General features: G+C 69.9%; 19 protein-coding genes. 11 read left to right on the forward strand and 8 right to left on the reverse strand.

The annotated features are described in order from the left end of the window. Positions 1-6: 6 nt before the first annotated feature. The 6 genes from ABTY98_RS18510 to ABTY98_RS18535 form a co-directional block, all read right to left on the reverse strand. Entirely contained in the window at positions 7-693 is a 687-nt protein-coding gene (locus ABTY98_RS18510; protein ID WP_352221973.1) for a transglutaminase-like domain-containing protein, read from the reverse strand. Between the two features lie 25 nt (positions 694-718). Continuing rightward, complete coding sequence (locus tag ABTY98_RS18515) at positions 719-1873, reverse strand: acyl-CoA dehydrogenase family protein (protein ID WP_352221974.1); 1155 nt, start codon at positions 1871-1873, stop codon at positions 719-721. Positions 1874-1955: 82 nt separating this feature from the next. Continuing rightward, positions 1956-2330 carry an ectoine synthase gene (locus ABTY98_RS18520; protein WP_352221975.1) on the reverse strand — a complete coding sequence of 125 codons (375 nt, stop codon included), beginning with the start codon at positions 2328-2330 and terminating at the stop codon, positions 1956-1958. A 107-nt stretch (positions 2331-2437) separates the two neighbouring features. Continuing rightward, a complete protein-coding gene (locus tag ABTY98_RS18525) occupies positions 2438-2695 on the reverse strand; it encodes an acyl carrier protein (RefSeq protein ID WP_352221976.1) in 258 nt (85 codons plus the stop codon). Next, entirely contained in the window at positions 2692-4212 is a 1521-nt protein-coding gene (locus ABTY98_RS18530) for an AMP-binding protein (RefSeq protein WP_352221977.1), read from the reverse strand. The genes ABTY98_RS18525 and ABTY98_RS18530 overlap by 4 nt, the downstream gene beginning before the upstream one ends. A gap of 400 nt (positions 4213-4612) precedes the next feature. Beyond that, complete coding sequence (locus ABTY98_RS18535; RefSeq protein WP_352222062.1) at positions 4613-5014, reverse strand: MarR family winged helix-turn-helix transcriptional regulator; 402 nt, start codon at positions 5012-5014, stop codon at positions 4613-4615. Between the two features lie 201 nt (positions 5015-5215). Here ABTY98_RS18535 and ABTY98_RS18540 point away from each other — a divergent pair, with 201 nt between their 5' ends. The 4 genes from ABTY98_RS18540 (at position 5216) to ABTY98_RS18555 (ending at position 7292) form a co-directional block, all read left to right on the forward strand. Further along, positions 5216-5704 (forward strand): nucleoside deaminase, encoded by a 489-nt coding sequence (locus ABTY98_RS18540; RefSeq protein ID WP_352221978.1) that lies wholly within the window; start codon positions 5216-5218, stop codon positions 5702-5704. Beyond that, the gene (locus tag ABTY98_RS18545) at positions 5701-6357 is read left to right on the forward strand and encodes a DsbA family oxidoreductase (RefSeq protein WP_352221979.1); all 657 of its coding nucleotides are present in this window, start codon (positions 5701-5703) and stop codon (positions 6355-6357) included. Before ABTY98_RS18540 ends, ABTY98_RS18545 begins: the two co-directional genes overlap by 4 nt. Before the next feature lie 145 nt (positions 6358-6502). Next, positions 6503-6823: a DMT family transporter gene (locus ABTY98_RS18550; protein ID WP_352221980.1), complete on the forward strand. Its 321-nt coding sequence runs from the start codon at positions 6503-6505 to the stop codon at positions 6821-6823. Between the two features lie 46 nt (positions 6824-6869). Continuing rightward, complete coding sequence (locus ABTY98_RS18555; protein ID WP_352221981.1) at positions 6870-7292, forward strand: DMT family transporter; 423 nt, start codon at positions 6870-6872, stop codon at positions 7290-7292. A gap of 78 nt (positions 7293-7370) precedes the next feature. Here ABTY98_RS18555 and ABTY98_RS18560 read toward each other — a convergent pair whose 3' ends face one another. Further along, positions 7371-10040, reverse strand: a complete 2670-nt coding sequence (locus tag ABTY98_RS18560) for an FAD/NAD(P)-binding protein (RefSeq protein ID WP_352221982.1) — start codon at positions 10038-10040, stop codon at positions 7371-7373. Between the two features lie 299 nt (positions 10041-10339). On the opposite strand from ABTY98_RS18560, the gene ABTY98_RS18565 reads away from it, so the two are divergent. Together ABTY98_RS18565 and ABTY98_RS18570 are read left to right on the forward strand one after the other, a co-directional pair. Continuing rightward, positions 10340-11587 carry a L,D-transpeptidase gene (locus ABTY98_RS18565; RefSeq protein ID WP_352222063.1) on the forward strand — a complete coding sequence of 416 codons (1248 nt, stop codon included), beginning with the start codon at positions 10340-10342 and terminating at the stop codon, positions 11585-11587. Between the two features lie 180 nt (positions 11588-11767). Further along, positions 11768-13177, forward strand: coding sequence for a glycoside hydrolase family 16 protein (locus tag ABTY98_RS18570; protein WP_352221983.1), 1410 nt, complete (start codon positions 11768-11770; stop codon positions 13175-13177). Positions 13178-13864: 687 nt separating this feature from the next. Here ABTY98_RS18570 and ABTY98_RS18575 read toward each other — a convergent pair. Beyond that, positions 13865-14761: a helix-turn-helix domain-containing protein gene (locus ABTY98_RS18575; RefSeq protein WP_352221984.1), complete on the reverse strand. Its 897-nt coding sequence runs from the start codon at positions 14759-14761 to the stop codon at positions 13865-13867. A gap of 145 nt (positions 14762-14906) precedes the next feature. Here ABTY98_RS18575 and tkt point away from each other — a divergent pair, with 145 nt between their 5' ends. The 5 genes from tkt (at position 14907) to pgi (ending at position 22347) form a co-directional block, all read left to right on the forward strand. Then, positions 14907-16985 carry a transketolase gene (gene tkt, locus ABTY98_RS18580; protein ID WP_352221985.1) on the forward strand — a complete coding sequence of 693 codons (2079 nt, stop codon included), beginning with the start codon at positions 14907-14909 and terminating at the stop codon, positions 16983-16985. A gap of 62 nt (positions 16986-17047) precedes the next feature. Continuing rightward, entirely contained in the window at positions 17048-18214 is a 1167-nt protein-coding gene (gene tal / locus ABTY98_RS18585) for a transaldolase (RefSeq protein WP_352221986.1), read from the forward strand. Beyond that, a complete protein-coding gene (zwf, locus tag ABTY98_RS18590; RefSeq protein WP_352221987.1) occupies positions 18214-19782 on the forward strand; it encodes a glucose-6-phosphate dehydrogenase in 1569 nt (522 codons plus the stop codon). The genes tal and zwf overlap by 1 nt, the downstream gene beginning before the upstream one ends. Continuing rightward, on the forward strand, positions 19779-20714 hold the full coding sequence (gene opcA / locus ABTY98_RS18595) for a glucose-6-phosphate dehydrogenase assembly protein OpcA (RefSeq protein WP_352221988.1): 936 nt from the start codon (positions 19779-19781) through the stop codon (positions 20712-20714). Before zwf ends, opcA begins: the two co-directional genes overlap by 4 nt. Continuing rightward, positions 20707-22347 (forward strand): glucose-6-phosphate isomerase, encoded by a 1641-nt coding sequence (pgi, locus tag ABTY98_RS18600; protein ID WP_352221989.1) that lies wholly within the window; start codon positions 20707-20709, stop codon positions 22345-22347. The genes opcA and pgi overlap by 8 nt, the downstream gene beginning before the upstream one ends. Positions 22348-22349: the final 2 nt, after the last annotated feature.

Here is a 22349-nt window from a genome sequence, read left to right on the forward strand (position 1 = left end):
GCCGCATCAGGCGGACGCCTCGGCGGCCAGCGAGCCGCCGCGGACCGTGCCGGTGCCGGTGGCGTTGAGGAAGCCGGGGTGCTTGCGGCGCATGTTCGCCATCACGAACTCGTAGGGGACGTCGTCGAAGCCGCCGTGGTCGGCCAGGAACTCCATGCTCTGGCGGCCCTGGTCGTCGAAGGGGTGGTGCAGGCTGTCGGCGGTGCCGTCGAACTCCAGCGGCTTCATCCCGTACAGCCGGCACAGGATCTTGTTGAACACCGGGGTGGCCTTGACCCACTTGCCGTCCAGGTGAACGGAGTTGAGGCCGTGGAAGAAGACGTCCCCGCCGATGTGGGCGCGCAGCCGGTCGGAGGCGAGGTGGTTGCGCACATCGCCGTAGTGGACGCGGGCGGGAATGCCGACGGCCCGGCAGGCCGCCGCGTACAGCGCCGACTTGTGCAGGCAGAAGCCCTTGCGGGTGGACGCGGTGTGGCTGGCCCGCAGGCCCTGCTCGGACAGGTCGGCCCCGTACACCTCGTAGAAGACGTCGTCACGGACGGCGTAGTAGAGCTCGACGGCCAGCCGGCGCTTGTCCGCGCCCCGGTCGGTGACCGCCTCGTCGACGAAGGACTGGACCGGCTCGCTCTCGTGATCGAGGAAGTCGGTGGGGGCGGTGAGCCGTCGCAGGTCGTCCGGCGTGAGTGCGTTCATGGTGACCCTTTCGTCAGCTCCCGGCTCACAGGCCCAGGAGGGAGGCGATGCGGTTGCGCTGGATCTCGCTGGTGCCGGAGTAGATGGTTCCGCCGACCGCGTTGCGGACGTCCCGCTCGATACCGGTGGCGGTGAGATAGCCCTGGCCGCCGAAGATCTGGACGGCGTCGAGCGCGGTGCGCTTGTTGGCCTCGCTGACCACGGTCTTGGTGGCGGCGACGTCGATCGCGGCGTCCTGGCCGGACTCCACCTTCGCGCCGGTGTCGGTGAGCCACTTGCGGGCGGTCTCCACCGCGATCTTCATGTCCGCGATCTTGTGCGCGACGCCCTGGAAGGTGCCGATCGGCTCGCCGAACTGGCGGCGGGACTTGGCGTACTTGAGCACTCGCTCCAGTCGGTGCTCCATCTCGCCGAGCGTGAGGGAGAAGGAGAAGAGGATCTCCCGCTTCATCACATGGTCCAGGATCAGGAAGCCGGCGCCCTCCTGGCCGATGCGCCGGCCGGCGGGCACGCGCAGCTGCTCGAAGGTCACCTCGCTCAGCGGGGAGGTGCGCAACCCCATCTTGCCGAGCGGCTCGCCGACCCTCAGCCCGGGCGTGTCCCGCTCGACCAGGAAGACGCTCAGCCCGAACGGACCGGGTTTTCCGGTGCGTACGTACAGCAGGAAGAGGTCGGCGATCGGGGCGTTGGTGATGAACGTCTTGCCGCCGTCGATGACGTAGTCGTCGCCGTCCCTGCTCGCGGTGGTGGAGATGTTCAGGGCGTCGGAGCCGTTGCCCGGCTCGGTGATGGCGTGCGCGGTGATCAGATCGCCCGTGACGATCCGGGGCAGGAAGCGGGCTTTGAGCTCCTCGGAGCCGAACGCCTGCAGCGGGACGCCGACGCTGACGATCTGCGTGGAGGCGGAGAAGCCGAGGCCAGCGTCGCGGCAGGTGCGCCCGAGCCCCTCGAGGGCGCGCATCGTGTCGGTCAGGGTGCCACCACGGCCGCCGTACTGCGTCTCGAACGGCACGGTGAGCAGCCCGGAGCGCTGGATCGTCTTCCACTTCTCCCAGGGGAACTCCGCTAGGGCGTCCCACTCCTCGACGTCGTGGTTGAGTTCGTCCGCCCAGGGGGCGACGAGGGTGTACGGGTCCGGTTCGGTGCGGGTGGTCCGCGGTGCGGACGGTGCGGGTGTCATACGTGTGCTTCCTTCCGGTACGTCGCTGGTCGGGGCCGGGGCCCGCGCCGCTGCCGGCGGGGCGGGCCCCGGATCGCGGAACTCAGTACTGGGAGAAGCCGTCGGGAGACAGGGTGTGCTTCTCGTCGCCGCGCAGGGCCGGGCTGAACACGGAGATCAGCCTCAGGTCCTCGTAGTCGGAGGCCACGAGATAGTGCGCGTCGTTCTCGTTGAGGGCATATATCGTGCCCTCCGTGATCTTGTAGCGTTCGCCGGACGCCGCGACGACCTCGCCGGAGCCGCCCGTGCAGTAGCAGGCCTCCAGATGGCGGCGGTACTGCAGGGCGCTCGTGGTCCCCTTGCGGACCAGGGTCTCGCACACCGTGAAGCCCATGCCGTCGGCCTCGGTGAGCAGGCGGTGACTGGTGCCGTTGCCCCACTCGATGGGGACGAGCTCGCTGGTGCTGCGGACGATCATTGCTGTCTCCTTGTGTGTGAGGGGTTCTTCCGGAGGGATCTTTTGGAAGCGCTCCGGTTCTTCTGCAGCTGCTTCGTCGGGTCTTCTGCGGAATTCCGGAAGCCGGCTCAGGCGGCGGTCTTCGTCGCGGTCTCGACGAACGCCGAAATGGCGCCGATGCTGCGGAAGTTGTCCGGGGTCAGTGGAATGTCGTCGACCGGGATCGAATAGGTCCGGGAGAGGTACGAGACGATCCGGACCACGCCCAGGCTGTCGACCACGCCGTTGTCGATGAGGTCGAACTCGGCGGTCAGGTCGGCCGAGTCCTCTCCGTCGAGGAACTCGGCGACCACATAGCCGCGAATCTCGTCCGCCAGGGAGGTCATGCGGGATTTCCCTTCTGTCGTGCTGCCTTGATGAGGTTGCGGTCCGGTTTTCCGGTGGACGTGCGTGGCAGCGGAGCGTCGCCCACGTGCACGGAGGACGGGATGGCGTGGCGGGGCAGGCGCTCGGCGCTGTGCGAGCGCAGCCTCAGCGAGGAGAGCGAGGTGCCGGGCCGCCGGGTCACCTGGGCGTGCAGCCGGTAGCCGGCCTCCGGGTCGGGGATCGCCACGACGGCGGCCTCGGCGACCTCGGGGTGAGCTGCCAGGACGTTCTCGACCTCCTGCACATTGGTCCGCACCCCGCGGACCTTGACCTGGAAGTCGGTGCGCCCCTGCAGCCAGTGCAGGCCGTCGGCGTCCCGGGTGACGAGGTCGCCGGTGCGGTAGAAGACCTCGTCGCCGCTGTCGGGGGCGGCCACGAACACCCCTTCGTTGCGGGAGCGTTGCAGGTAGCCGGAGGTCTGGAACGGTGTGGTCACGAGAAGTTCACCGGTGCCGGGACCGTCGAGGACCCGTCCCTCACCGTCAAGCAGCAGAGCCCGCACCCCGGGCAGCGGCCGGCCGATGGGGGTCTGGTCACCGGCGTCCTCGGGGTCGGCGTCGTACAGGAAACTGTCGTTGGTCTCGGTGCACCCGAAGACGTTGTGGAAGGCGGCGCCCGGGAAGGTCGTGCCGAGCTGCCGCAGCAGTGCCTTCGGCAGTGCGTCCCCGGTGAAGATGACGGTGCGGACCGTCGGATGCACGGCACCGTCCTGGGCGAGCAGCCGGTGCAGCATCGGCACACCCTGGACGAAGGTGACCTCGTGCCGGGTGATCAGGTCCTGCAGACGACGCGCGTCGGCGCTGAACTCCTGCTCCACGAGGACGGCTCGGGCACCCAGCCGCAGCGCGGTCCACACGTCGAGCAGGGAGAGGTCGAAGTTCAGGGGTGCGTAACTGAGCAGGGTGTCCTGCTCGGTGAGGCGGAACCGGCCGGTCGCCCAGTCGGCGAACCGGTCGAAGCCGTCGCCCGGGACGGGCACGATCTTCGGCGTACCGGTGGAGCCGGAGGTGGTCAGCAGCAGGGGCGCGGCGGCGGGGTCCGCGGTGTCGAAGTCCCGGGCGGCCTGCTCGTCCGGCACGACCGGGGCGATGTCGAGCACCCCCTGGTCGTCGACGGTCAGCGTCCGGGAGCACCGGGCCTGCGCGGCGAGCGCCGTACGGGCGGCGGAGCCCAGTTCGGGCGAGGGCGCCAGAGCCGCGTAGCCGGCCCGGAAGGCGCCGATGAGCAGGGCGATCGTCTCGGGCGTCTTGTGCGCGGGCACACACAGCGGCTGCCGCCGATCGAGCCCGAGACCGTCCAGGGTGCCGGCCAGCTCCTCGGCAAGGCCGACCAGTCGGCGGTAAGTCACCTGCCGCTCGCCCCGGATCAGGGCCACCTGATCGGGCCGGCGCCGGGCGTGCGCGGCGAGCGCATCAAAAAAGTGTGGTGATGGCACAGTTTCCCCCAACTTGTGCGCCTGTCTATGCGAAAGCGACATGCCCAAGGGGTGACGGCGCCTGAGTCGCGCCAAAGAACTCGCGGAGCCCGGCGGCCATCAGCTCGGCCGGCCCCGCATCACTCCCCCGTGAGCGATCCGCGACTAACCGTACATGCGATGCATGCAGAGTCAAGCATGTAAATGGTCCCGTCATCAGTGATGCACATCACCGGCGAGCGGGCGGATAAGAGCGTCGAGTTTGCTTGATGAACTATGTGTTTCGGGTCGTTGAAACGCCTTTCATCAAGGTGTCGCAGCGCTTAAGGAAGGGCGCGTCATGCGGAACCGCGAGTTCACCCAACATGCCGTGCTGAGCGGGTAAACGTCGAAAGCCGTCCCGGAGGACGGCTTTCGACAGGCGTTCTTCTCCGGGCGGAGCCGGAAGGGGCGACGGCCTCGCTCAGCGGGCGCTGCGCAGCGCCTGGACCGTACCGGCGAGCTCCGGATCGGCACCGGCGGTGTTCAATGCCGCACTGAGGACCTCGGAGTACGTGCCGCGCGCATCGGCGTAGCGGCGCCTGCCGTCGTCGGTGATGACCGCGTAGACACCGCGCTTGTCGTCGGGACACAGGTCCCGGAAGGCGAAGCCGGCCGCGAAGAGCCGGCCCACCAGCCGCGTCACCGAGCTCTGCCCGAGCCCGACCTTGTCGGCGAGTTCCTGCATGCGCAGCTCGCCGTCCTCGGCCTGTACGAGACACTCCAGGGCCCGGAATTCGGAGAGCCCTATTCCGTGCCTGCGCTGCAGGGCCTGGGTGAGCTGGCGCTCCACATGCGCGTGCAGGGCGAGGACCCTTCCCCACATGGCCTGGTCGGACGAGGCGGCCGACGTAAAGGAGATCGTGGTCGTCACTGGGCAGCTCCCTCTCAGGCGGCACGTTGACAACAAGATACATGTTCATGCAAGCTTTAGTCCTCCGCCCAACCCTCCCAGCGGATCTTGCCAAGTCAAATAACATGCACGTACAAACAAGTATTCAGCCCACATCTGAGTCGAGGAGCGACGATGTCCCCTTCCGAGATCTCAGAGAGCGAGCTGGCCGAGTACGCCCGTGAGGCGGTACGGATCAGCCGCGAGCACGTCGCCGAGGGCGGCATCCCGTTCTCCGGCGTGGTGGTCAACGACGGACAGATCCTCGGCACCGGCTTCAACCGGGTACGCGAGGACAACGACCCCACCGCACACGCGGAGGTGGTCGCGCTGCGCGAGGCTGCCGCGAAGTACGGGCTGCACGCCACCGCCGGGGCCACGCTGATCGCCTCCGGCGAGCCCTGCGCCCTGTGCTACATGGCTTCGCTGTACTTCAGGGTCGGCCACATCGTCCACGTGGCCGACCGCACGACGGCCGCACGGTACGGCTTCGACTACTCGGGGTCGTACTCGATCTTCGCCGAGGACCCGACGGCCTGGCAGATCAAGGTCACCTCGCTGCGGATCCCCGAGGGGACGCAGCCGTTCGAAGAATTCCTCGCCCTCAACCGGAGGCGGATGTGACCGGGACCAAAACCAGCAAGGTCGGCATCAAGGTCTGGTCGGACTATGTCTGTCCGTTCTGCATGCTGGCCGAGAGCCCGCTGCACGAGGCCACCCACGATCTCGACGTCGAGATCGAGTGGATGCCGTTCGAGCTGCGGCCTCACCCGACCCCGACGCTGCGGCCGGAGGACGAATACCTGCCGGCCGTCTGGGCGCGCTCGGTCTATCCGATGGCCCGCCGGATGAACGTGGACATCACCCTGCCCACCGTCTCACCGCAGCCCTACACCCGGCTGGCGTTCGAGGGCTACCAGTACGCGGCAGAGCACGGCAAGGGTGCGGCGTACACCCCGCGGGTGCTGCGGGCCTTCTTCCAGGAGAACCGGGACATCGGTCAACTGGACGTCCTCACCGCCATCGCGTCCGAACTGGGCCTGGACGAAAGCGGTTTCGCCGCGGCGCTGAACGCCGGGACCTACACCGAGGCCCACCAGGAGGCGCTGCGGACCGCCGCGGCGTACCGGGTCTCCGTCGTTCCCACGCTCGTCATCGGCGGGCGCCACCGGATCGAGGGTGTCCCCGCCGCGGCCCAGATCCGCAAGGCCGTGCTCGACACCCAGGCCGAACAGGCTGTGGCCCGGGGTGCCGCCTGCGGCATCGACGGCTGCTGACCCGGCGCGGAGCCGTCGGCTGCCCCGGCAGCGCAACCACCTGACGTCCCGGCGCCTGGTCGTGCCCCCACCGTTCACGCCGTACGGCGAACCCGAGGCGGGCCGGCCCCGCAACGCCGGCCTCCATCGAACGAAAGGAAAGCCCATGCAGTGGCTCTACCTCGCCATCGCGGACATCTTCGAGATCACCGTGGCCATCGCGGCCGGCAAGGCCGAGGGCTTCAAGAACCGCCGGTGGACCATCGTGACCCTGCTCAGCGGCGCGATCGGGACCTACTTCCTCAGCAGGGCTCTGCTGACCTTCAACGTCGGTGTCGGCTACGCCATCTGGACGTCCGTCGCCGGTGTCGGCATCACCGTTCTCGGCGCGGCGCTCTTCGGCCAGCGTCTGGACTGGCGCAAGGCACTCGGCATCGCCGTCATCATCACCGGGGTCGTCGGCCTGCAGCTCAGCGGTGCCGCCTGAGGGTTCCCGCCGTCGCTCGAACCATCATCACGAAAGGACTCCCTTCATGTCCGACACCGGCCGTTCCCCAGCCAACTCCTGGCTCATGCTTCTCCTTGCCGGAGTGTTCGAAGTCGGCTACGCGCTCTCCGTCGGTGGAAGCCACGGCTTCACCCGGCTGACGTGGTCACTGGTCGCCGTCGTGTTCTTCCTTCTGACGCTCTGGGCACTGAGCGTCGCGCTCCGCACCATCGACGTCGGTATCGGCTATGCCGTCTGGGCCGGGATCGGGTCGGCCGGTGCGGCGCTGCTGAGTCCCGTCTTCTTCGACGAGACTCTCACCCCGGTCCAAGCACTGTGGCTGGGCGTCATCATCGTCGGAGTGGTATGGCTCAAGCTCGCCGACAGGCCGCAGAAGACGCCGGAGCCCGTCGACGGTCCCCAGACGATCGCCGCCCGGCTCCAGGAAACACAGGGTGCGGAACTCTGAGGGGGAAGTGGTACGCCCGGGTCGGGCGGAAGCGCCGCCGCTTCCGGCCGGCCCGGTCCACCGGAACCCCCTGACCCCTCAGGAGGGCAGCCCCGCACGCAACCGTCGGTCACGCGGGGCGTGGGTACGGTCGAGGCGGGCGTCGAGCAGTTGCCGTGCCGCCTCGCAACGGCCGTCCGACACGAGGGCGTACAGGAGGGTCTCCTCCACCACCTCCCGCTGCGCCGCGCTGCCGCCGACCCGGCGCAGCACCGGCAGCAGCGCGTCGAGCCCCCGGGCCGCCTCGTGGAAGCGCTCCTCGACAAGCGCCGCGAACGCCTCGCACAGCGGGGCGACTATCTCGCGCTGCACCTCGTCGGCGCCTGCGGCGTGATCGCGCAGCCGGCGCAGCGCGGCCAGATCCCCGGCGGCGGTGAGGGCGACGGCCGCGTGCAGGGCGGTGAACGCGGTCTGCGGACGCTCCAGTACGTCGCGTTCCACCGCCTCCAGGACCCCCGCGACAGGGAGATCTCCTTGCCAGCTGTCGCTCACCCGGGCCCGCCACAGCAGCGACCCCGAGTCCACCAGGGCCCGTACCCCGCTCACCACCCGGCCCGGCGCGAGCTGCGCGAACCACCGCCTGCGGACGGCGGCCGGGTCGTCGAGGGCGAGTTCGTGCAGGGCGATGTGCCAGGAGAAGTGCGCCCGGTGCACCGCGCCCCGCCCGCGCCCGGACACCCAGCCGTCGAGCCAGTCCCGGCCCGCCTCGTGCACCCCGGACTCGTAGTGGACATGGGCCAGCGCGTGCACCGCGTGCCCGGAGGCCGGCTCGGTGGCCAGCGCGCGGTGGGCCAGCTCCCCCGCCTCGTGCAGCCGGCCCTGCTCCTGGCGCAGGAAGGCCAGCAGCGAGGTGTGGAACCAGTGCCCGTCGTAGGCGGGTGAGGTCAGGTCGAGCAGGCGCAGGGCGTCGTCGTGCTGCAGATCACTCACCCCGGAGAACGCGATGGTCGGCACGGCCGCCGCGAGCGCCAGCGCGTCCGACGGGTGCTCGCGCAGATGCCGTACGAGCGCCTCGTCCCCGTCGTCACCGGTCACCCGGCGCGTGACCACGTCCACGAAGGACCGCTCGCGTTCGTCCGCGCGTTCGCGGGCGCTGCGCTGGGCGTCGGCGAGGGCGCGCGGCACGTCGACGGAGGCGGCGCACTCGTGGCCCAGCAGGGCGAGGGCCGCGTGGCCGACGGCGAAGCCGGGGTCGAGGGCGACCGCGCGGGTGAAGGCGTCCTCGGCGCCGGAGCGCACCTTGAGGACCCGGTCGAGGCCGCTGCGGTAGGAGGTGGCCGCCTCGGCGTGGGTGGACAGGGGCAGCCCGTGGCCGTCCACCGGCCGCCGCGAGCCCCGCCGGCGCTCCGGGAGCGGCAGCAGCCGCTGGGCCAACTCGGCGGCCTGGACGCGGATCTCGGGGATCGCCGTGGTCTCCCACAGCTCGCCCCGGCGCGGGGCACCGAGGGTGAACAGGGGCCCTGCGGTGCGGCCTCGGGCGTCGAGGAGCCGTCCGTCGCGGGTGGCGACGCCCATGCCCAGCGGGCCGGGAACGGCGAGACCGGCGGTGAACAGGGCCTGCCACAGAGGCGTGTCGAGACGGCGGCCCGGTCCGGTGCAGTCGACCACCCAACCGACGTGCACAACACGGCCGTTGGACAACTCGACGGCGAGGGAGCCGGGTTCGCCGTCGGTGACGCGGGCGACCGTTCCGGTGTGGACGTGCAGCCGCCGGGCGGTGCGGGCGCGGGAGACGTGTTCGGCGGTGGCGGGGGCCATCCGGTGGCGGTGGGTGTTCCACAGGGCGCCCTCGCGGGCCAGGAACTCCTCGCGCTCCTCGGGAGTGAGGCTGCGCCACAGCCGTGCGGTGTGCGGGCGGAGGCTGTCCAGGCCGGGGCGCCAGTCGCCGTGGGTGCGCACGGAGTGGCTCACATGGCGGTAGACCGCGCGGCGCAGCCGGCCGAGCGAGGTGTCGTCGAGGCCCTCCGGGGCGGGCATGGGGCCGGCCGGGCCGAGTGCATGGGACTGGGGGAGCAGTCCGCTGCGGGAGAGGGCGTGCACGGTGCGGCCGGGGCGGTCGAGGGTGAGGGCGAGGTCGACGGCGGTCAGACCTGTACCGACCAGCAGGACGTCCTCTGGGCTGTCCCGTACGGGGTCCAGGGCGCCCGGCGCCCACGGGGTGCCGACGAAGCGGCCCGATGCGCGCAGGGCGGCCGGCGCCCAGCCGGCGGTGGCCCCGGCGGGACCGGTGGCCAGGACCGCGCTGTCCGCCACCTGGAGTCCCCCGTCGGCGAGGCGGAGTTCCACCCGGCCGTCGGGGGTGCCGGTACAGGACTCCGCGCGGGTGCGCAGGCGGCGGACCGCGACCGTGCCGTGGGCGCGGACGAGGGCCTGGCCGAGGGTGTCGGCGAGGTAGGCGCCGTAGCGGTAGCGGGTGGCGAAGTCGGCGCCGGTGACGGTGGGTTCGCCGTGCCGGCACAGCCAGCGGAGGAAGTGCCCGGGGTCGTCCGGGTAGGCGCTCATGTTGCCCGCGGGCACGTTGAGGCGGTGCCGGGGGTCGCGGGTGGCGTAGGCGGTGCCCCGGCCCGCCTCCGGGGCCGGGTCGATCAGGACGAGGTCGACAGGGGTCCGGCGGCGGTGCGCCGTCTCGCAGAGCTGAACGGCGGTGAGGCTGCCCGCCGCTCCTGCTCCCACGATGGCCACGCTCTGCCGCTTGCGGACGTCGGTCACGGAATACCTCCGGCGGGGGTCGGCGTGCTGGTTCTCTACTGTTCCGATCGGGTAGGTGGGGAAGCCATCCCGGGAGGGGGATCTCACCGGAAACTCAGGCCGCCGGTCGGGCGTTCATACTCTGTTCACGAACGGAGGCGGGGACAACCGGGGTTCCGGTCGACTCGCTCCGGCTCCGCAAGGCGACGCCCGGTGCTCCTCATTGGAATCTCAGGGATCACCCCCGCGATTCAAAGGAACCACCCATACAACCGGCGCAGGATGCCCTGACACAGGTGGACAAGTCAGGAAGGCGTGTCGTGGGCGTCCAGCACATATCGAACGGGTCCGGTCGGCTGTCGCAGAGGTGGTCCCGGCGCGGAGTCCTCGCCGCTCTCGGCGCGGTGCCGACGGGGGCCGCGCTGGCCGGATGCAGTTCATCTGCGGACGCCTCGGCCGCCACGGACGGCAAGGGTGCGACGGCCCCGGTCAAGTCCGCGACCAAGAAGGCCACGATCACGGTCACGCCGGTCCCCGGCACGAAGAAGGCCGACTTCACCAGCCCGGTCGAGGTCACGGTGACCGACGGCACGCTGGCCTCCGTGACCGTCGCGGGCAACGACGGCTCGGTGCTGCCGGGCGCCTTCAACGACACGAAGACGAAATGGACGTCGGCGAAGAACCCGTACTCCGGCACGAAGTACACGGTGACGGCGAAGGCGCAGGGCGCGACCGACGAGACGGTGGCCACCTTCACCACGAAGTCGCCCGGTGAGACCTTCATCGGCTACTTCACGCCCGAGGCGGACTCCACGTCCGGTGTCGGCATGCCGGTGTCGATCAACTTCACGCACGCGGTCGCGGACCGGGCGGCGGTCCAGAAGGCGATCACGGTGACGGCCGAGCCGGAGGTCGAGATCGTCGGGCACTGGTTCAGCGACACCCGGCTCGACTTCCGGCCGCAGACGTACTGGGCGGCCGGCACCGAGATCACCCTCAGTCTGCGGCTGAAGGACGTCGAGGGAACCGACGGTGTCTACGGTACCCAGTCGAAGGACGTCACCTTCCACATCGGCCGGGAGCAGATCTCCACGGTCGACCTGTCGACGAAGCAGATGGTCGTCAAGCGCGACGGCGCCACCTACGCCGGCTACCCGGTCTCCGGCGGCGACTCAGACCACACCACCTGGTCCGGGATCATGGTGATCAGCGAGCGGTTCAAGCAGACCCGGATGGAGTCCTCCACGGTCGGCCTCGGCGACGAGTACGACATCTCCGACGTCCCGCACGCCCAGCGCCTGACCACCTCCGGCACCTTCGTGCACGGCAACTACTGGGCCTCCACCTCGGTGTTCGGCAGCCAGAACACCAGCCATGGCTGTGTCGGCCTGCACGACACCAAGGGCGCGAACGACCCCTCGGTCGCCGGCTACAAGTTCTACGAGAGTTCGATGCTCGGCGATGTGGTGATCGTCAGGAACTCCGGCGAGAAGACCGTCGAGGCCTCCAACGGCCTCAACGGCTGGAACCTGTCCTGGTCGGACTGGAAGGCCGGCAGCGCGGTCTGACGCGACGGCGCCTTCACCGCCTGAACTCCGTTGAGAAACTAGGAGATTCTTTGTTTTAACTCTTGACGACCGCAGGCACGGAGAGCACATTGGGCCCACTTTGAGAGCGCTCTCAGCCATGTTTCCCGGCGCTCCCAAAGGCATCCCGCGCACCCCCACTCCGTACCCGAGAGGCACCCCATGAGCGAAACCTCCGGTATACCCCCTGCGGATCACAGACGGCGGCGCTCCTTCCGCCGTGCCCTCGTCGCCGTACTCGCCACGATCGGTCTGGCGGCCGCCGCCGCCACGACCGCCACCCTCCCCGCCAGCGCCTCCGCGCCCGGTGTGCCGTCCGGCTGGAGCCAGGTCTTCCTCGACGACTTCAACGGCACCGCCGGCACCGGCGTCAACACCTCCAACTGGCAGTACGACACCGGGACCTCGTACCCGGGCGGCGCCGCCAACTGGGGCACCGGCGAGGTCGAGACGATGACCTCCAGCACCACCAACGTCGCCCTCGACGGCAGCGGCAACCTGAAGATCACCCCGGTCCGTGACGCGTCCGGCAACTGGACGTCGGGCCGGATCGAGACCACCCGCACCGACTTCCAGCCCCCGGCCGGCGGCAAGCTGCGCGTCGAGGCCCGGATCCAGATGCCGAACGTCACGGGCAACGCCGCCCTCGGCTACTGGCCAGCGTTCTGGATGCTGGGCGCGCCCTACCGGGGCAACTACCAGAACTGGCCGGGCGTCGGCGAGCTGGACATCATGGAGAACGTCCAGGGCCTGAACAAGGTCTGGGCGACCATGCACTGCGGCACCAACCCGGGTGGCCCCTGCAACGAGACCACGGGCCTCGGCAACTCCACCGCCTGCCCCAACACCACCTGCCAGTCCGGCTTCCACACCTACACGATGGAGTGGGACCGCTCGGTGAGCCCCGAGGCGATCCGCTTCTACGTGGACGGTGTCAACTATCAGACGGTGACGGCCAGTCAGGTGGACGCCACCACCTGGGCGAACGCCACGAACCACGGCTTCTTCGTCATCCTGAACGTGGCCATGGGCGGCGGCTTCCCGGCCGCGTTCGGCGGCGGCCCTACCAGCGCCACCGAGTCCGGCCACCCGATGGTCGTGGACTACGTGCAGGTCCTGCAGTCCAGTGGGAGCGGTACCACCACCCCGCCGCCCGGCAACCGGGACGCCTACAGCGCGATCCAGGCCGAGTCGTACGACAGCCAGTCCGGCGTCACCGCGGAGACCACCACCGACACCGGCGGCGGCCAGGACCTCGGCTACATCGCCAACGGCGACTGGGCACTGTACAAGGGCGTCAACTTCGGCTCCACCGCGGCAACCCAGTTCAACGCGAGGGTGGCGAGCGGCGCGGCCTCCGGGGTGAGCGGCCTGGTCCAGGTGCGGCTGGACAGTCCGTCCAACTCCCCTGTCGGCAGCTTCGCCGTGGGCAACACCGGCGGCTGGCAGACCTGGAAGACGGTCCCGGCCAACATCAGCGCGGTGACGGGCACCCACGACGTCTATCTGACCTTCAGCAGCGGCCAGCCGGCGGACTTCGTGAACGTGAACTGGTTCGACTTCGGGCACTGACCCGGCCGCCGGGGATGTCTCGCGGGGGTCGCCTCGCGGGGCATCCCCGTGTCCGCGGGCGGCACGTCCGCCGCTCAGCGCCCCACACCGCAGCGCCGCGCGATGGCCTTCAGGCGCTCCAGTTCGCGTTGTGCCGCGGTGACATGGGCGAGGTCGAGGGCCATCCAGGCGCGGGCGGTGACATAGCGGATGTCCTCGCGGGTGGCCGCGTCGAGGCCGACGGCGTCGCGGAGACGGTAGCCGGTGACCGCCGGCGAGACCTAGACGTGATCGAGGCGGTCCCGCAGATACAAGGGGAGCGACGGCGTCGCGTCCTTGACGTAGTCGCGCGCCTGCCGGTCCGCCTCGCAGGGACGGGGCGGCGGCGGAGCCCAGGGAAGGCCGGCCGGGCCGTGTCGTCCATGTCCGCCGGCCAGGCGCGGGCGGCGGCCCGATCACCCTCGGCGGCGAGTGCGCGGGCGTTGTCCAGCAGGGAGCGCAGTTGGGCTCTGGCCTCTGGGTCCTCGCCCGTCCGGGCGTCGAGACAGCCGGACCACACGTCGAACGCCTTGTTCAACTCGGCGTCCAGCAGAGCCTCGTACACGTCCGACACTGCGTCGGCTCTCCCCTCCGGCCGTCCCGCGCGGACGGCAGCGGTTCACGACAGAGGGGGCGCCGGCCCCGTCGCTCGCGAATTTCCGGGCCGGTTCAGCGCAGCTCCGCCCGGAACGCCACGGGTGTCTGACCCGTGTGCAGATGGAAGAACTTGGAGAAGTTCGCCGCGTCCGGGAAGCCGATCGCCACGCCCACCCGGCCGATCGGGAGGTCGGTGTGGGCAAGCAGGCGTTTGGCCTCCAGGACGACCCGCTTGTCGATGAAGCCCTTCGGGGTCTCCCCGGTCGCGGCACGCACCGCGCGGACCAGGGTGCGGCGGGAGTAACCGAGGGCGTCGGCGTAGGCGCTGACACTGTGGTTGGTGGCGAAGTCCTGTTCCACCGCATCCCTGAAAAGGGTGAATGTCGTATCGGCCTGGCGGCGGGCCGCCTCCGCCGAGCTGGCCGCGAGATGCGCGAGCCGCAGCAGGAGCGCCGTGAGCGAGTGCCGTAGGACCGAGGTGTGCAGGCTCAGGGGGAGGGTCGCGGTGTCCTCGTACTCGCGTTGCAGGTTCGCGAGCGACGCCTGCAACGCGGTGAGCTGCGGCGCGTCCGGGCGGAGCAGGGGCGGCAGGTCGTAGCGGTAGAGGCCGGTCGCCTCCACGATCGCCCTCGGCAGGAAGCCGGGCTGCATGGTCAGGACGCTTCCGCGGTACTCGCAGCTCCGCGAGAAACGGTGCACCTGCCCGGGCCGGATCCACAGCAGGTCACCGGCCCGTGCCTCGTACTCGGCGAAGTCGATCATGTGGCGGACCGGGCCCTCGGTGAAGAGCATGACCACGTGGAATTCGATGCGGTGGACGCGTTCCAGGGGGGCGTCGGCGTGCCACATGCGCTCGGTCCCCATCGGGCCGACCTGTATGCCAACACCGCCGACGCTCAGATCCACCGGGAAGGGGAAGGTTCTGATTCCGTCACCGTCGCCTGCACCTTCGGGCGTTCTGTCCGCCATGTCCTTCTCGTGCCGTCCCTGTCGAAGATCCGTGTCCCACTTTCACCACAGGCTGACACACTCCGACCTTCCTTCCCAAAAGTCAGACTTTTAGTTTTGAACGCGTCAGGCCAGCCAGAACGCTTCTAACGAGGACTTCTTGAAGATGAGCACGCAGACATCAGACGGCTTCGAGTGGACCGACCTCGACCGGCGTGCCGTGGACACCGCGCGCCTCCTCGCGGCCGACGCCGTGCAGCAGGTCGGCAACGGGCATCCCGGCACCGCGATGAGCCTGGCCCCGGCCGCGTACACGATCTTTCAGAAGGTGATGCGGCACAACCCGGCCGACCCGGAGTGGACCGGCCGGGACCGTTTCGTCCTCTCCCCCGGCCACACCTCGCTGACCCTCTACACCCAGCTGTTCCTCGCCGGCTACGAGGTCGAGCTGAACGATCTCAAGGCCTTCCGGACGCACGGCTCCAAGACCCCCGGCCACCCCGAGTTCGGCCACACCGCCGGCGTCGAGACCACCACGGGCCCGCTCGGCCAGGGCGTCGCCAACGCGGTGGGCATGGCGATGGCCGCCCGCTACGAGCGCGGCCTCTTCGACCCGGAGGCCCCCGAGGGCAGCTCCCCCTTCGACCACACCGTCTGGGCGATCGTCTCCGACGGCGACCTGGAGGAGGGCGTCTCCGCCGAGGCCTCCTCGATGGCCGGCCACCAGAAGCTCGGCAACCTGGTCTTCCTCTACGACGACAACCACATCTCCATCGAGGGCGACACCGCGACCGCGTTCTCCGAGGACGTCCTCAAGCGATACGAGGCCTACGGCTGGCACACCCAGCGCATCGAACCCACCGCCGAGGGCGACGTCGACGTCCCTGCCCTGTACACCGCCCTGAAGGCCGCCCAGGCCGAGACCGAGCGGCCGTCGATCATCGCGATGCGCACGATCATCGCCTGGCCCGCGCCGAACGCCCGGAACACCGAGGCCTCCCACGGCTCCGCGCTCGGCGTGGACGAGGTCGCCGCCACCAAGCGCGTCCTCGGCTTCGACCCCGACCAGTCCTTCCAGGTCGACGCCGATGTGCTGGCCCACACCCGCCGGGCGCTCGACCGGGGCGCCGAGGCCCATGCAGCCTGGGACAAGCGCATCGCCGAGTGGCGTACCGCCCGGCCGGAGCACGCCCAGCTCTTCGACCGGGTCGTCGCTGGCCAGCTCCCCGACGGCTGGGAGTCCGAGATCCCCGTCTTCGAGGAAGGCAAGTCCGTCGCCACCCGGGCCGCCTCCGGCAAGGTCCTCCAGGCGCTCGGCCCGGTGCTGCCCGAGCTGTGGGGCGGCTCCGCCGACCTCGCGGGCTCGAACAACACCACCATCGACAAGACGTCCTCCTTCCTGCCGAAGGGCAACCCGCTGCCCGAGGCCGACCCGTACGGCCGTACCGTCCACTTCGGCATCCGCGAGTTCTCGATGGCCGCCGAGATGAACGGCATCGCGCTGCACGGCAACACCCGGATCTACGGCGGCACCTTCCTGGTGTTCTCCGACTACATGCGCAACGCCGTCCGTATGGCCGCGCTCATGCAGCTCCCGGTGACCTACGTCTGGACGCATGACTCCATCGGTCTCGGCGAGGACGGCCCCACCCACCAGCCGGTCGAGCACCTCGCCTCGCTGCGGGCCATCCCGGGCCTGAACGTCGTCCGCCCGGCCGACGCCAACGAGACCGCGACGGCCTGGGCCGAGATCCTGAAGAGGCACGCCACGCACCCGGCCCCGCACGGGCTCGCGCTGACCCGCCAGGGCGTGCCGACGTACGCGCCGAACCCGGACGCGGCCAGGGGCGGCTATGTGCTGCGCGAGTCGTCCACCGAGACCCCCGAGGTGATCGTCATCGCCACCGGTTCCGAGGTGCACCTCGCCGTCGAGGCGCGCGACCTCCTGGAGGCCGAGGGGCTCGGCACCCGAGTGGTGTCGATGCCGTCCGTGGAGTGGTTCGAGGAGCAGCCGCGCGAGTACCGCGAGAGCGTCCTGCCGCCGGCCGTGAGGGCGCGGGTCGCCGTCGAGGCCGGGATCGGCCTGACCTGGTACCGCTTCGTCGGCGACGCCGGACGGATCGTCTCCCTGGAGCACTTCGGTGCCTCCGCCGACGCCAAGACCCTGTTCGCCGAGTTCGGCTTCACCGCCGAGAACGTGGCCGCCACGGCCCGCGAGTCCCGCGCCGCCGCCCGAACCGCCTGATCCGCCCGCCAGAAGCACCAACAGAAGCACCAGAAGCGCCAGAAGAGTTCCGGTAGAGGAAGATGATCACTGTGACCGAAGCAACCGCCACCGCGGGAGCACTGAAGAACCTGTCCGACGAGGGCGTCTCGATCTGGCTGGACGACCTGTCGCGCAAGCGGATCAGCACCGGCAACCTGGCCGAGCTCGTCGCGACGAGGAACGTCGTCGGCGTCACCACCAACCCCTCGATCTTCCAGGCCGCCATCGGCTCGGGTGAGGGGTACGAGGAGCAGCTGGCCGACCTGGCCGTACGGGGTGTCACCGTCGACGAAGCGGTGCGCATGATGACGACCGCCGATGTGCGGGCGGCCGCCGACATCCTGCGGTCCGTCCACACCTCGTCGCATGGTGTGGACGGCCGGGTGTCCATCGAGGTCGACCCCCGTCTCGCCCACGACACGGCCGCGACCGTCGCCGAGGCCAAGCAGCTGGCCTGGCTGGTCGACCGCCCCAACGTCATGATCAAGATCCCGGCGACCAAGGCCGGTCTCCCGGCGATCACCGAGGTCATCGCCGAGGGCATCAGCGTCAACGTCACGCTGATCTTCTCGCTGGAGCGCTATCGCGAGGTCATGGCCGCCTACCTGGCCGGCCTGGAGCGGGCCGCCGCCAAGGGCCTGGACCTCTCCACGATCCACTCCGTGGCCTCCTTCTTCGTCTCCCGCGTCGACGCCGAGATCGACAAGCGGCTGACGGTCCTCGGCACCGACGAGGCGCTGGCGCTCAAGGGCCGGGCGGCGCTGGCCAACGCGCGGCTCGCCTACGAGGCCTACGAGGAGGTGTTCGGCTCTGCCGACAATCCGACACAGCCGTCGGACCGCTGGACCGCGCTCGGCGGTGCCAGGGCCAACAAGCAGCGCCCGCTGTGGGCCTCCACCGGCGTGAAGGACCCGTCGTACAAGGACACCCTCTACGTCGACGAGCTGGTCGCGCCCGGCACCGTCAACACCATGCCGGAGGCGACGCTCAACGCGACCGCCGACCACGGCGACGTCCGCGGTGACACGGTGACCGGCGGCTACGCCCAGGCCCGCGCCGACCTGGCGGCCGTCGAGCGGCTCGGTATCTCCTACGACGAGGTCGTGGGCAAGCTGGAGGACGAGGGCGTCGCCAAGTTCGAGGTGGCCTGGCAGGAGCTGCTGGACGCCGTCACGAAGTCCTTGAACAGCAAGGGAGTTGACGCGTAATGAGCGAGACCGCCAAGGAAGTGCGGGTGCCGGTGGTGCCCGCCGCCGAGTGGAAGAACCCGTTGCGGGACGAGCGCGACCGGCGGCTGCCGAGGGTCGCCGGGCCGTCGGGCCTGGTCATCTTCGGGGTGACCGGAGACCTGTCCCGCAAGAAGCTGATGCCGGCCATCTACGACCTGGCCAACCGCGGTCTGCTGCCGCCGGGCTTCTCGCTCGTCGGTTTCGCCCGCCGGGACTGGGAGGACCAGGACTTCGCCGAGGTCGTCCACGACGCGGTGCGCGAGCACTCGCGGACCCCGTTCCGTGAGGAGGTGTGGCAGCAGCTCGCCGAGGGCATGCGCTTCATCCCCGGCGACTTCGACGACGACACCGCGTTCAAGCAGCTCAAGGACGCCGTCGACGAGCTGGACGGCTCCCGGGGCACCGGCGGCAACTTCGCCTTCTACCTCTCGGTGCCGCCGAAGTTCTTCCCGAAGGTCGTGCAGCAGCTGAAGAAGGTCGGCCTGGCCACCCCGCCGGCCGGGTCCTGGCGGCGGGCGGTCATCGAGAAGCCGTTCGGCCACGACCTGAAGTCGGCCCAGGACCTCAACAAGGTCGTGCACGAGGTGTTCGAACCGGAACAGGTCTTCCGGATCGACCACTACCTGGGCAAGGAGACCGTCCAGAACATCCTGGCGCTGCGCTTCGCCAACCAGATGTACGAGCCGATCTGGAACCGCTCGTACGTCGACCACGTGCAGATCACCATGGCCGAGGACATCGGCATCGGCGGCCGGGCGGGGTACTACGACGGCATCGGGTCGGCCCGTGACGTCATCCAGAACCATCTGCTCCAGCTGATGGCGCTGACCGCCATGGAGGAGCCGATCGCGTTCGACGTGGACGCGCTGCTCACCGAGAAGCTGAAGGTCCTGAAGTCGGTGCGGCTGCCGGAGGACCTGGGCAAGCACACCGTGCGCGCCCAGTACGCCGAGGGCTGGCAGGGCGGTGAGAAGGTGATCGGCTACCTCCAGGAGGAGGGCATCGACCCCAGGTCGAAGACCGACACCTACGCCGCGATCAAGGTGGAGATCGACAACCGCCGCTGGGCGGGCGTCCCCTTCTACCTGCGCACCGGCAAGCGGCTCGGCCGCCGTGTCACCGAGATCGCCGTCGTCTTCCAGCGGGCCCCGCACTCCCCCTTCGACTCCACGGCCACCGAGGAACTCGGCGCGAACGCGATCGTCTTCCGCGTCCAGCCCGACGAGGGCATGACCGTCCGGTTCGGCTCCAAGGTGCCGGGCACGTCCATGGAGATCCGGGACGTGACGATGGACTTCGCCTACGGCGAGTCGTTCACGGAGTCCAGCCCCGAGGCGTACGAGCGGCTCATCCTGGACGTGCTGCTCGGTGACGCCAATTTGTTCCCCCGTCACCAGGAAGTGGAAGAGTCCTGGAAGATCCTCGACCCGATCGAGACGTACTGGGCGAAGCATGGCAGGCCCGCGCAGTACGAGTCGGGCACCTGGGGACCGAAGGAAGCCGACGAGATGCTCGCACGAGACGGACGGAGCTGGCGCAGGCCATGAAGATCGACCTGACCGACACCACGGCAAGCAAGATCAACAAGGCGCTGGTGCAGGGTCGCCGCGCCATCGGAACCCCTGCGGTGGGCATGGTCCTGACGATGGTGATCGTCACGGACGAGGAGAACGCCTACGACTCGATCAAGGCCGCCGAGGAGGCCTCGCACGAGCACCCCTCGCGCACCCTGGTCGTCATCAAGCGGCATGTGCGCACCCTGCGCGACCGCACCGCCTCCCGTCTGGACGCGGAGGTCCGGGTCGGCTCAGAGGCCGGCACCGGCGAGACGGTCGTGCTGCGGACGTACGGTGATGTCTCCGACCACGCCGACTCGGTCGTACTGCCGCTGCTGCTGCCGGACGCCCCGGTCGTCGTGTGGTGGCCGGTGGAGGCCCCCGACACCCCGTCCAAGGACCCGCTCGGCGCCCTCGCCCAGCGCCGGATCACCGACCTGTACGCCGTCGACCGGCCGCTGCAGGTCCTGGAGACCCGCGCCCGCAACTACGCGCCCGGCGACACCGACCTCGCCTGGACGAGGCTCACCCTGTGGCGCTCCATGCTGGCCGCCGCCCTCGACCAGGCCCGGGTCACCGTGGCCTCGGCGGCCGTCGAGGCCGAGGCGGACAACCCCAGCGCCGAGCTCCTCGCCCGCTGGCTGGAGGCCCGGCTGGGTGTCACGGTGGACCGTGTGGTCTCCCCCGGCCCGTTCGTCACGGCCGTCCGGCTCGGCACCGCGGGCGGCGAGATCGTCATCGACCGCCCCGAGGGCCCGCTGGCCACCCTGACCCTGCCGGGCCAGCCGCCGCGCACCCTCGCCCTGAAGGTCCGCCCCACCTCCGAACTGATCGCCGAGGAACTGCGCCGCCTCGACGCCGACGAGATGTACGCCATCGCCCTGCGGGGCGAGGGCACCAAGGAGACCGCTTCCGATGTCTGACACCCCCCGGCTCACCCGGCGGCCCGAGTGGACCGCCCTGGAGGACCACCGCGCCCAGGGACAGCCGGTCCTGCGTGAGCTGTTCGCGGCCGACCCGGCACGCGCCGAGCGGTACGTCGTACGCGTCGGTGACCTGCACATCGACTACAGCAAGCACCTGATCACGGACGAGACCCTCGCCCTGCTCCAGGAACTGGCCACCGCCACCGACGTGTTCGGGCTGCGGGACGCGATGTTCCGCGGCGAGAAGATCAACGTCACCGAGCGGCGGGCGGTCCTGCACACGGCGCTGCGCGCTCCGCGCGACGCGGTGATCGAGGTCGACGGCGAGAACGCCGTACCGGCCGTGCACGCCGTACTCGACAAGATGAGCGACTTCGCCGAGCGGGTCCGCTCCGGCGAGTGGACCGGCCACACCGGCAAGCGCATCAGGAACGTCGTCAACATCGGCATCGGCGGCTCCGACCTGGGCCCGGCGATGGCCTACGAGGCCCTGCGGGCCTTCACGGCACGGGAGTTGACGTTCCGTTTCGTCTCCAACGTGGACGGCGCGGACCTGCACGAGGCGACCCGGGACCTGGACCCGGCGGAGACCCTGTTCATCGTCGCCTCGAAGACGTTCACCACGATCGAGACGATCACCAACGCGACCTCGGCGCGCAAGTGGCTGCTGGACGGCCTGGACGGCGACGACAAGGCGGTGGCCAAGCACTTCGTGGCCCTGTCCACGAACGCCGAGAAGGTGACGGACTTCGGTATCGACCCGGACAACATGTTCGAGTTCTGGGACTGGGTCGGCGGCCGCTACTCCTTCGACTCCGCCATCGGCCTCTCCCTGATGATCGCCATCGGCCCGGACCGCTTCCGCGAGATGCTCGACGGCTTCCACCTGGTCGACGAGCACTTCCGCACCGCGCCCGCCGAGGCCAACGCACCTCTGCTGCTCGGTCTGCTGGGGATCTGGTACGGCAACTTCTTCGACGCCCAGTCGCACGCGGTGCTGCCGTACTCCCACTATCTCTCCAAGTTCACCGCCTACCTGCAGCAGCTGGACATGGAGTCCAACGGCAAGTCGGTGGACCGGGAGGGCGAGCCGGTGGACTGGCAGACGGGTCCCGTGGTGTGGGGCACGCCGGGCACCAACGGGCAGCACGCCTACTACCAGTTGATCCACCAGGGCACGAAGCTGATCCCGGCGGACTTCATCGGCTTCGCCGAGCCGGTCGCCGAGCTGAGCGGTGAACTTCAGGCGCAGCACGACCTGTTGATGGCGAACTTCTTCGCCCAGACCCAGGCGCTGGCCTTCGGCAAGACGGCCGAGGAGGTCCGGGCGGAGGGCGTCGCGGAGGAGCAGGTCGCGCACCGCACCTTCAAGGGCAACCACCCGACCACGACGATCCTGGCCCGTGAGCTGACCCCCTCCGTACTCGGCCAGCTGATCGCGCTGTACGAGCACAAGGTGTTCGTCCAGGGCGCCGTCTGGAACATCGACTCCTTCGACCAGTGGGGCGTGGAGCTGGGCAAGGTCCTCGCCAAGCGCATCGAACCCGCGCTCACCGAGGGCGCTGACGTGCCCGGCCTCGACCCGTCCACCACCGCACTCGTCTCCACGTACCGCACGCTTAGGAAGTGAAC

Origin of the sequence: Streptomyces sp. NPDC096040 (assembly GCF_040303265.1) — a bacterium.
Classification (GTDB): domain Bacteria; phylum Actinomycetota; class Actinomycetes; order Streptomycetales; family Streptomycetaceae; genus Streptomyces.

What these genes read in the sequence shown, in the direction of transcription:
- pgi (WP_352221989.1), top strand. Translation starts at nt 20,707, where the DNA reads ATGTCTGACACCCCCCGGCTCACCCGGCGGCCCGAGTGGACCGCCCTG.
- ABTY98_RS18515 (WP_352221974.1), bottom strand. Translation starts at nt 1,873, where the DNA reads ATGACACCCGCACCGTCCGCACCGCGGACCACCCGCACCGAACCGGAC.
- ABTY98_RS18555 (WP_352221981.1), top strand. Translation starts at nt 6,870, where the DNA reads ATGTCCGACACCGGCCGTTCCCCAGCCAACTCCTGGCTCATGCTTCTC.
- ABTY98_RS18525 (WP_352221976.1), bottom strand. Translation starts at nt 2,695, where the DNA reads ATGACCTCCCTGGCGGACGAGATTCGCGGCTATGTGGTCGCCGAGTTC.
- ABTY98_RS18540 (WP_352221978.1), top strand. Translation starts at nt 5,216, where the DNA reads ATGTCCCCTTCCGAGATCTCAGAGAGCGAGCTGGCCGAGTACGCCCGT.
- ABTY98_RS18520 (WP_352221975.1), bottom strand. Translation starts at nt 2,330, where the DNA reads ATGATCGTCCGCAGCACCAGCGAGCTCGTCCCCATCGAGTGGGGCAAC.
- tkt (WP_352221985.1), top strand. Translation starts at nt 14,907, where the DNA reads ATGAGCACGCAGACATCAGACGGCTTCGAGTGGACCGACCTCGACCGG.
- ABTY98_RS18535 (WP_352222062.1), bottom strand. Translation starts at nt 5,014, where the DNA reads ATGTGGGGAAGGGTCCTCGCCCTGCACGCGCATGTGGAGCGCCAGCTC.
- ABTY98_RS18510 (WP_352221973.1), bottom strand. Translation starts at nt 693, where the DNA reads ATGAACGCACTCACGCCGGACGACCTGCGACGGCTCACCGCCCCCACC.
- ABTY98_RS18550 (WP_352221980.1), top strand. Translation starts at nt 6,503, where the DNA reads ATGCAGTGGCTCTACCTCGCCATCGCGGACATCTTCGAGATCACCGTG.
- tal (WP_352221986.1), top strand. Translation starts at nt 17,048, where the DNA reads ATGATCACTGTGACCGAAGCAACCGCCACCGCGGGAGCACTGAAGAAC.
- zwf (WP_352221987.1), top strand. Translation starts at nt 18,214, where the DNA reads ATGAGCGAGACCGCCAAGGAAGTGCGGGTGCCGGTGGTGCCCGCCGCC.
- ABTY98_RS18530 (WP_352221977.1), bottom strand. Translation starts at nt 4,212, where the DNA reads ATGTCGCTTTCGCATAGACAGGCGCACAAGTTGGGGGAAACTGTGCCA.
- opcA (WP_352221988.1), top strand. Translation starts at nt 19,779, where the DNA reads ATGAAGATCGACCTGACCGACACCACGGCAAGCAAGATCAACAAGGCG.
- ABTY98_RS18575 (WP_352221984.1), bottom strand. Translation starts at nt 14,761, where the DNA reads ATGGCGGACAGAACGCCCGAAGGTGCAGGCGACGGTGACGGAATCAGA.
- ABTY98_RS18570 (WP_352221983.1), top strand. Translation starts at nt 11,768, where the DNA reads ATGAGCGAAACCTCCGGTATACCCCCTGCGGATCACAGACGGCGGCGC.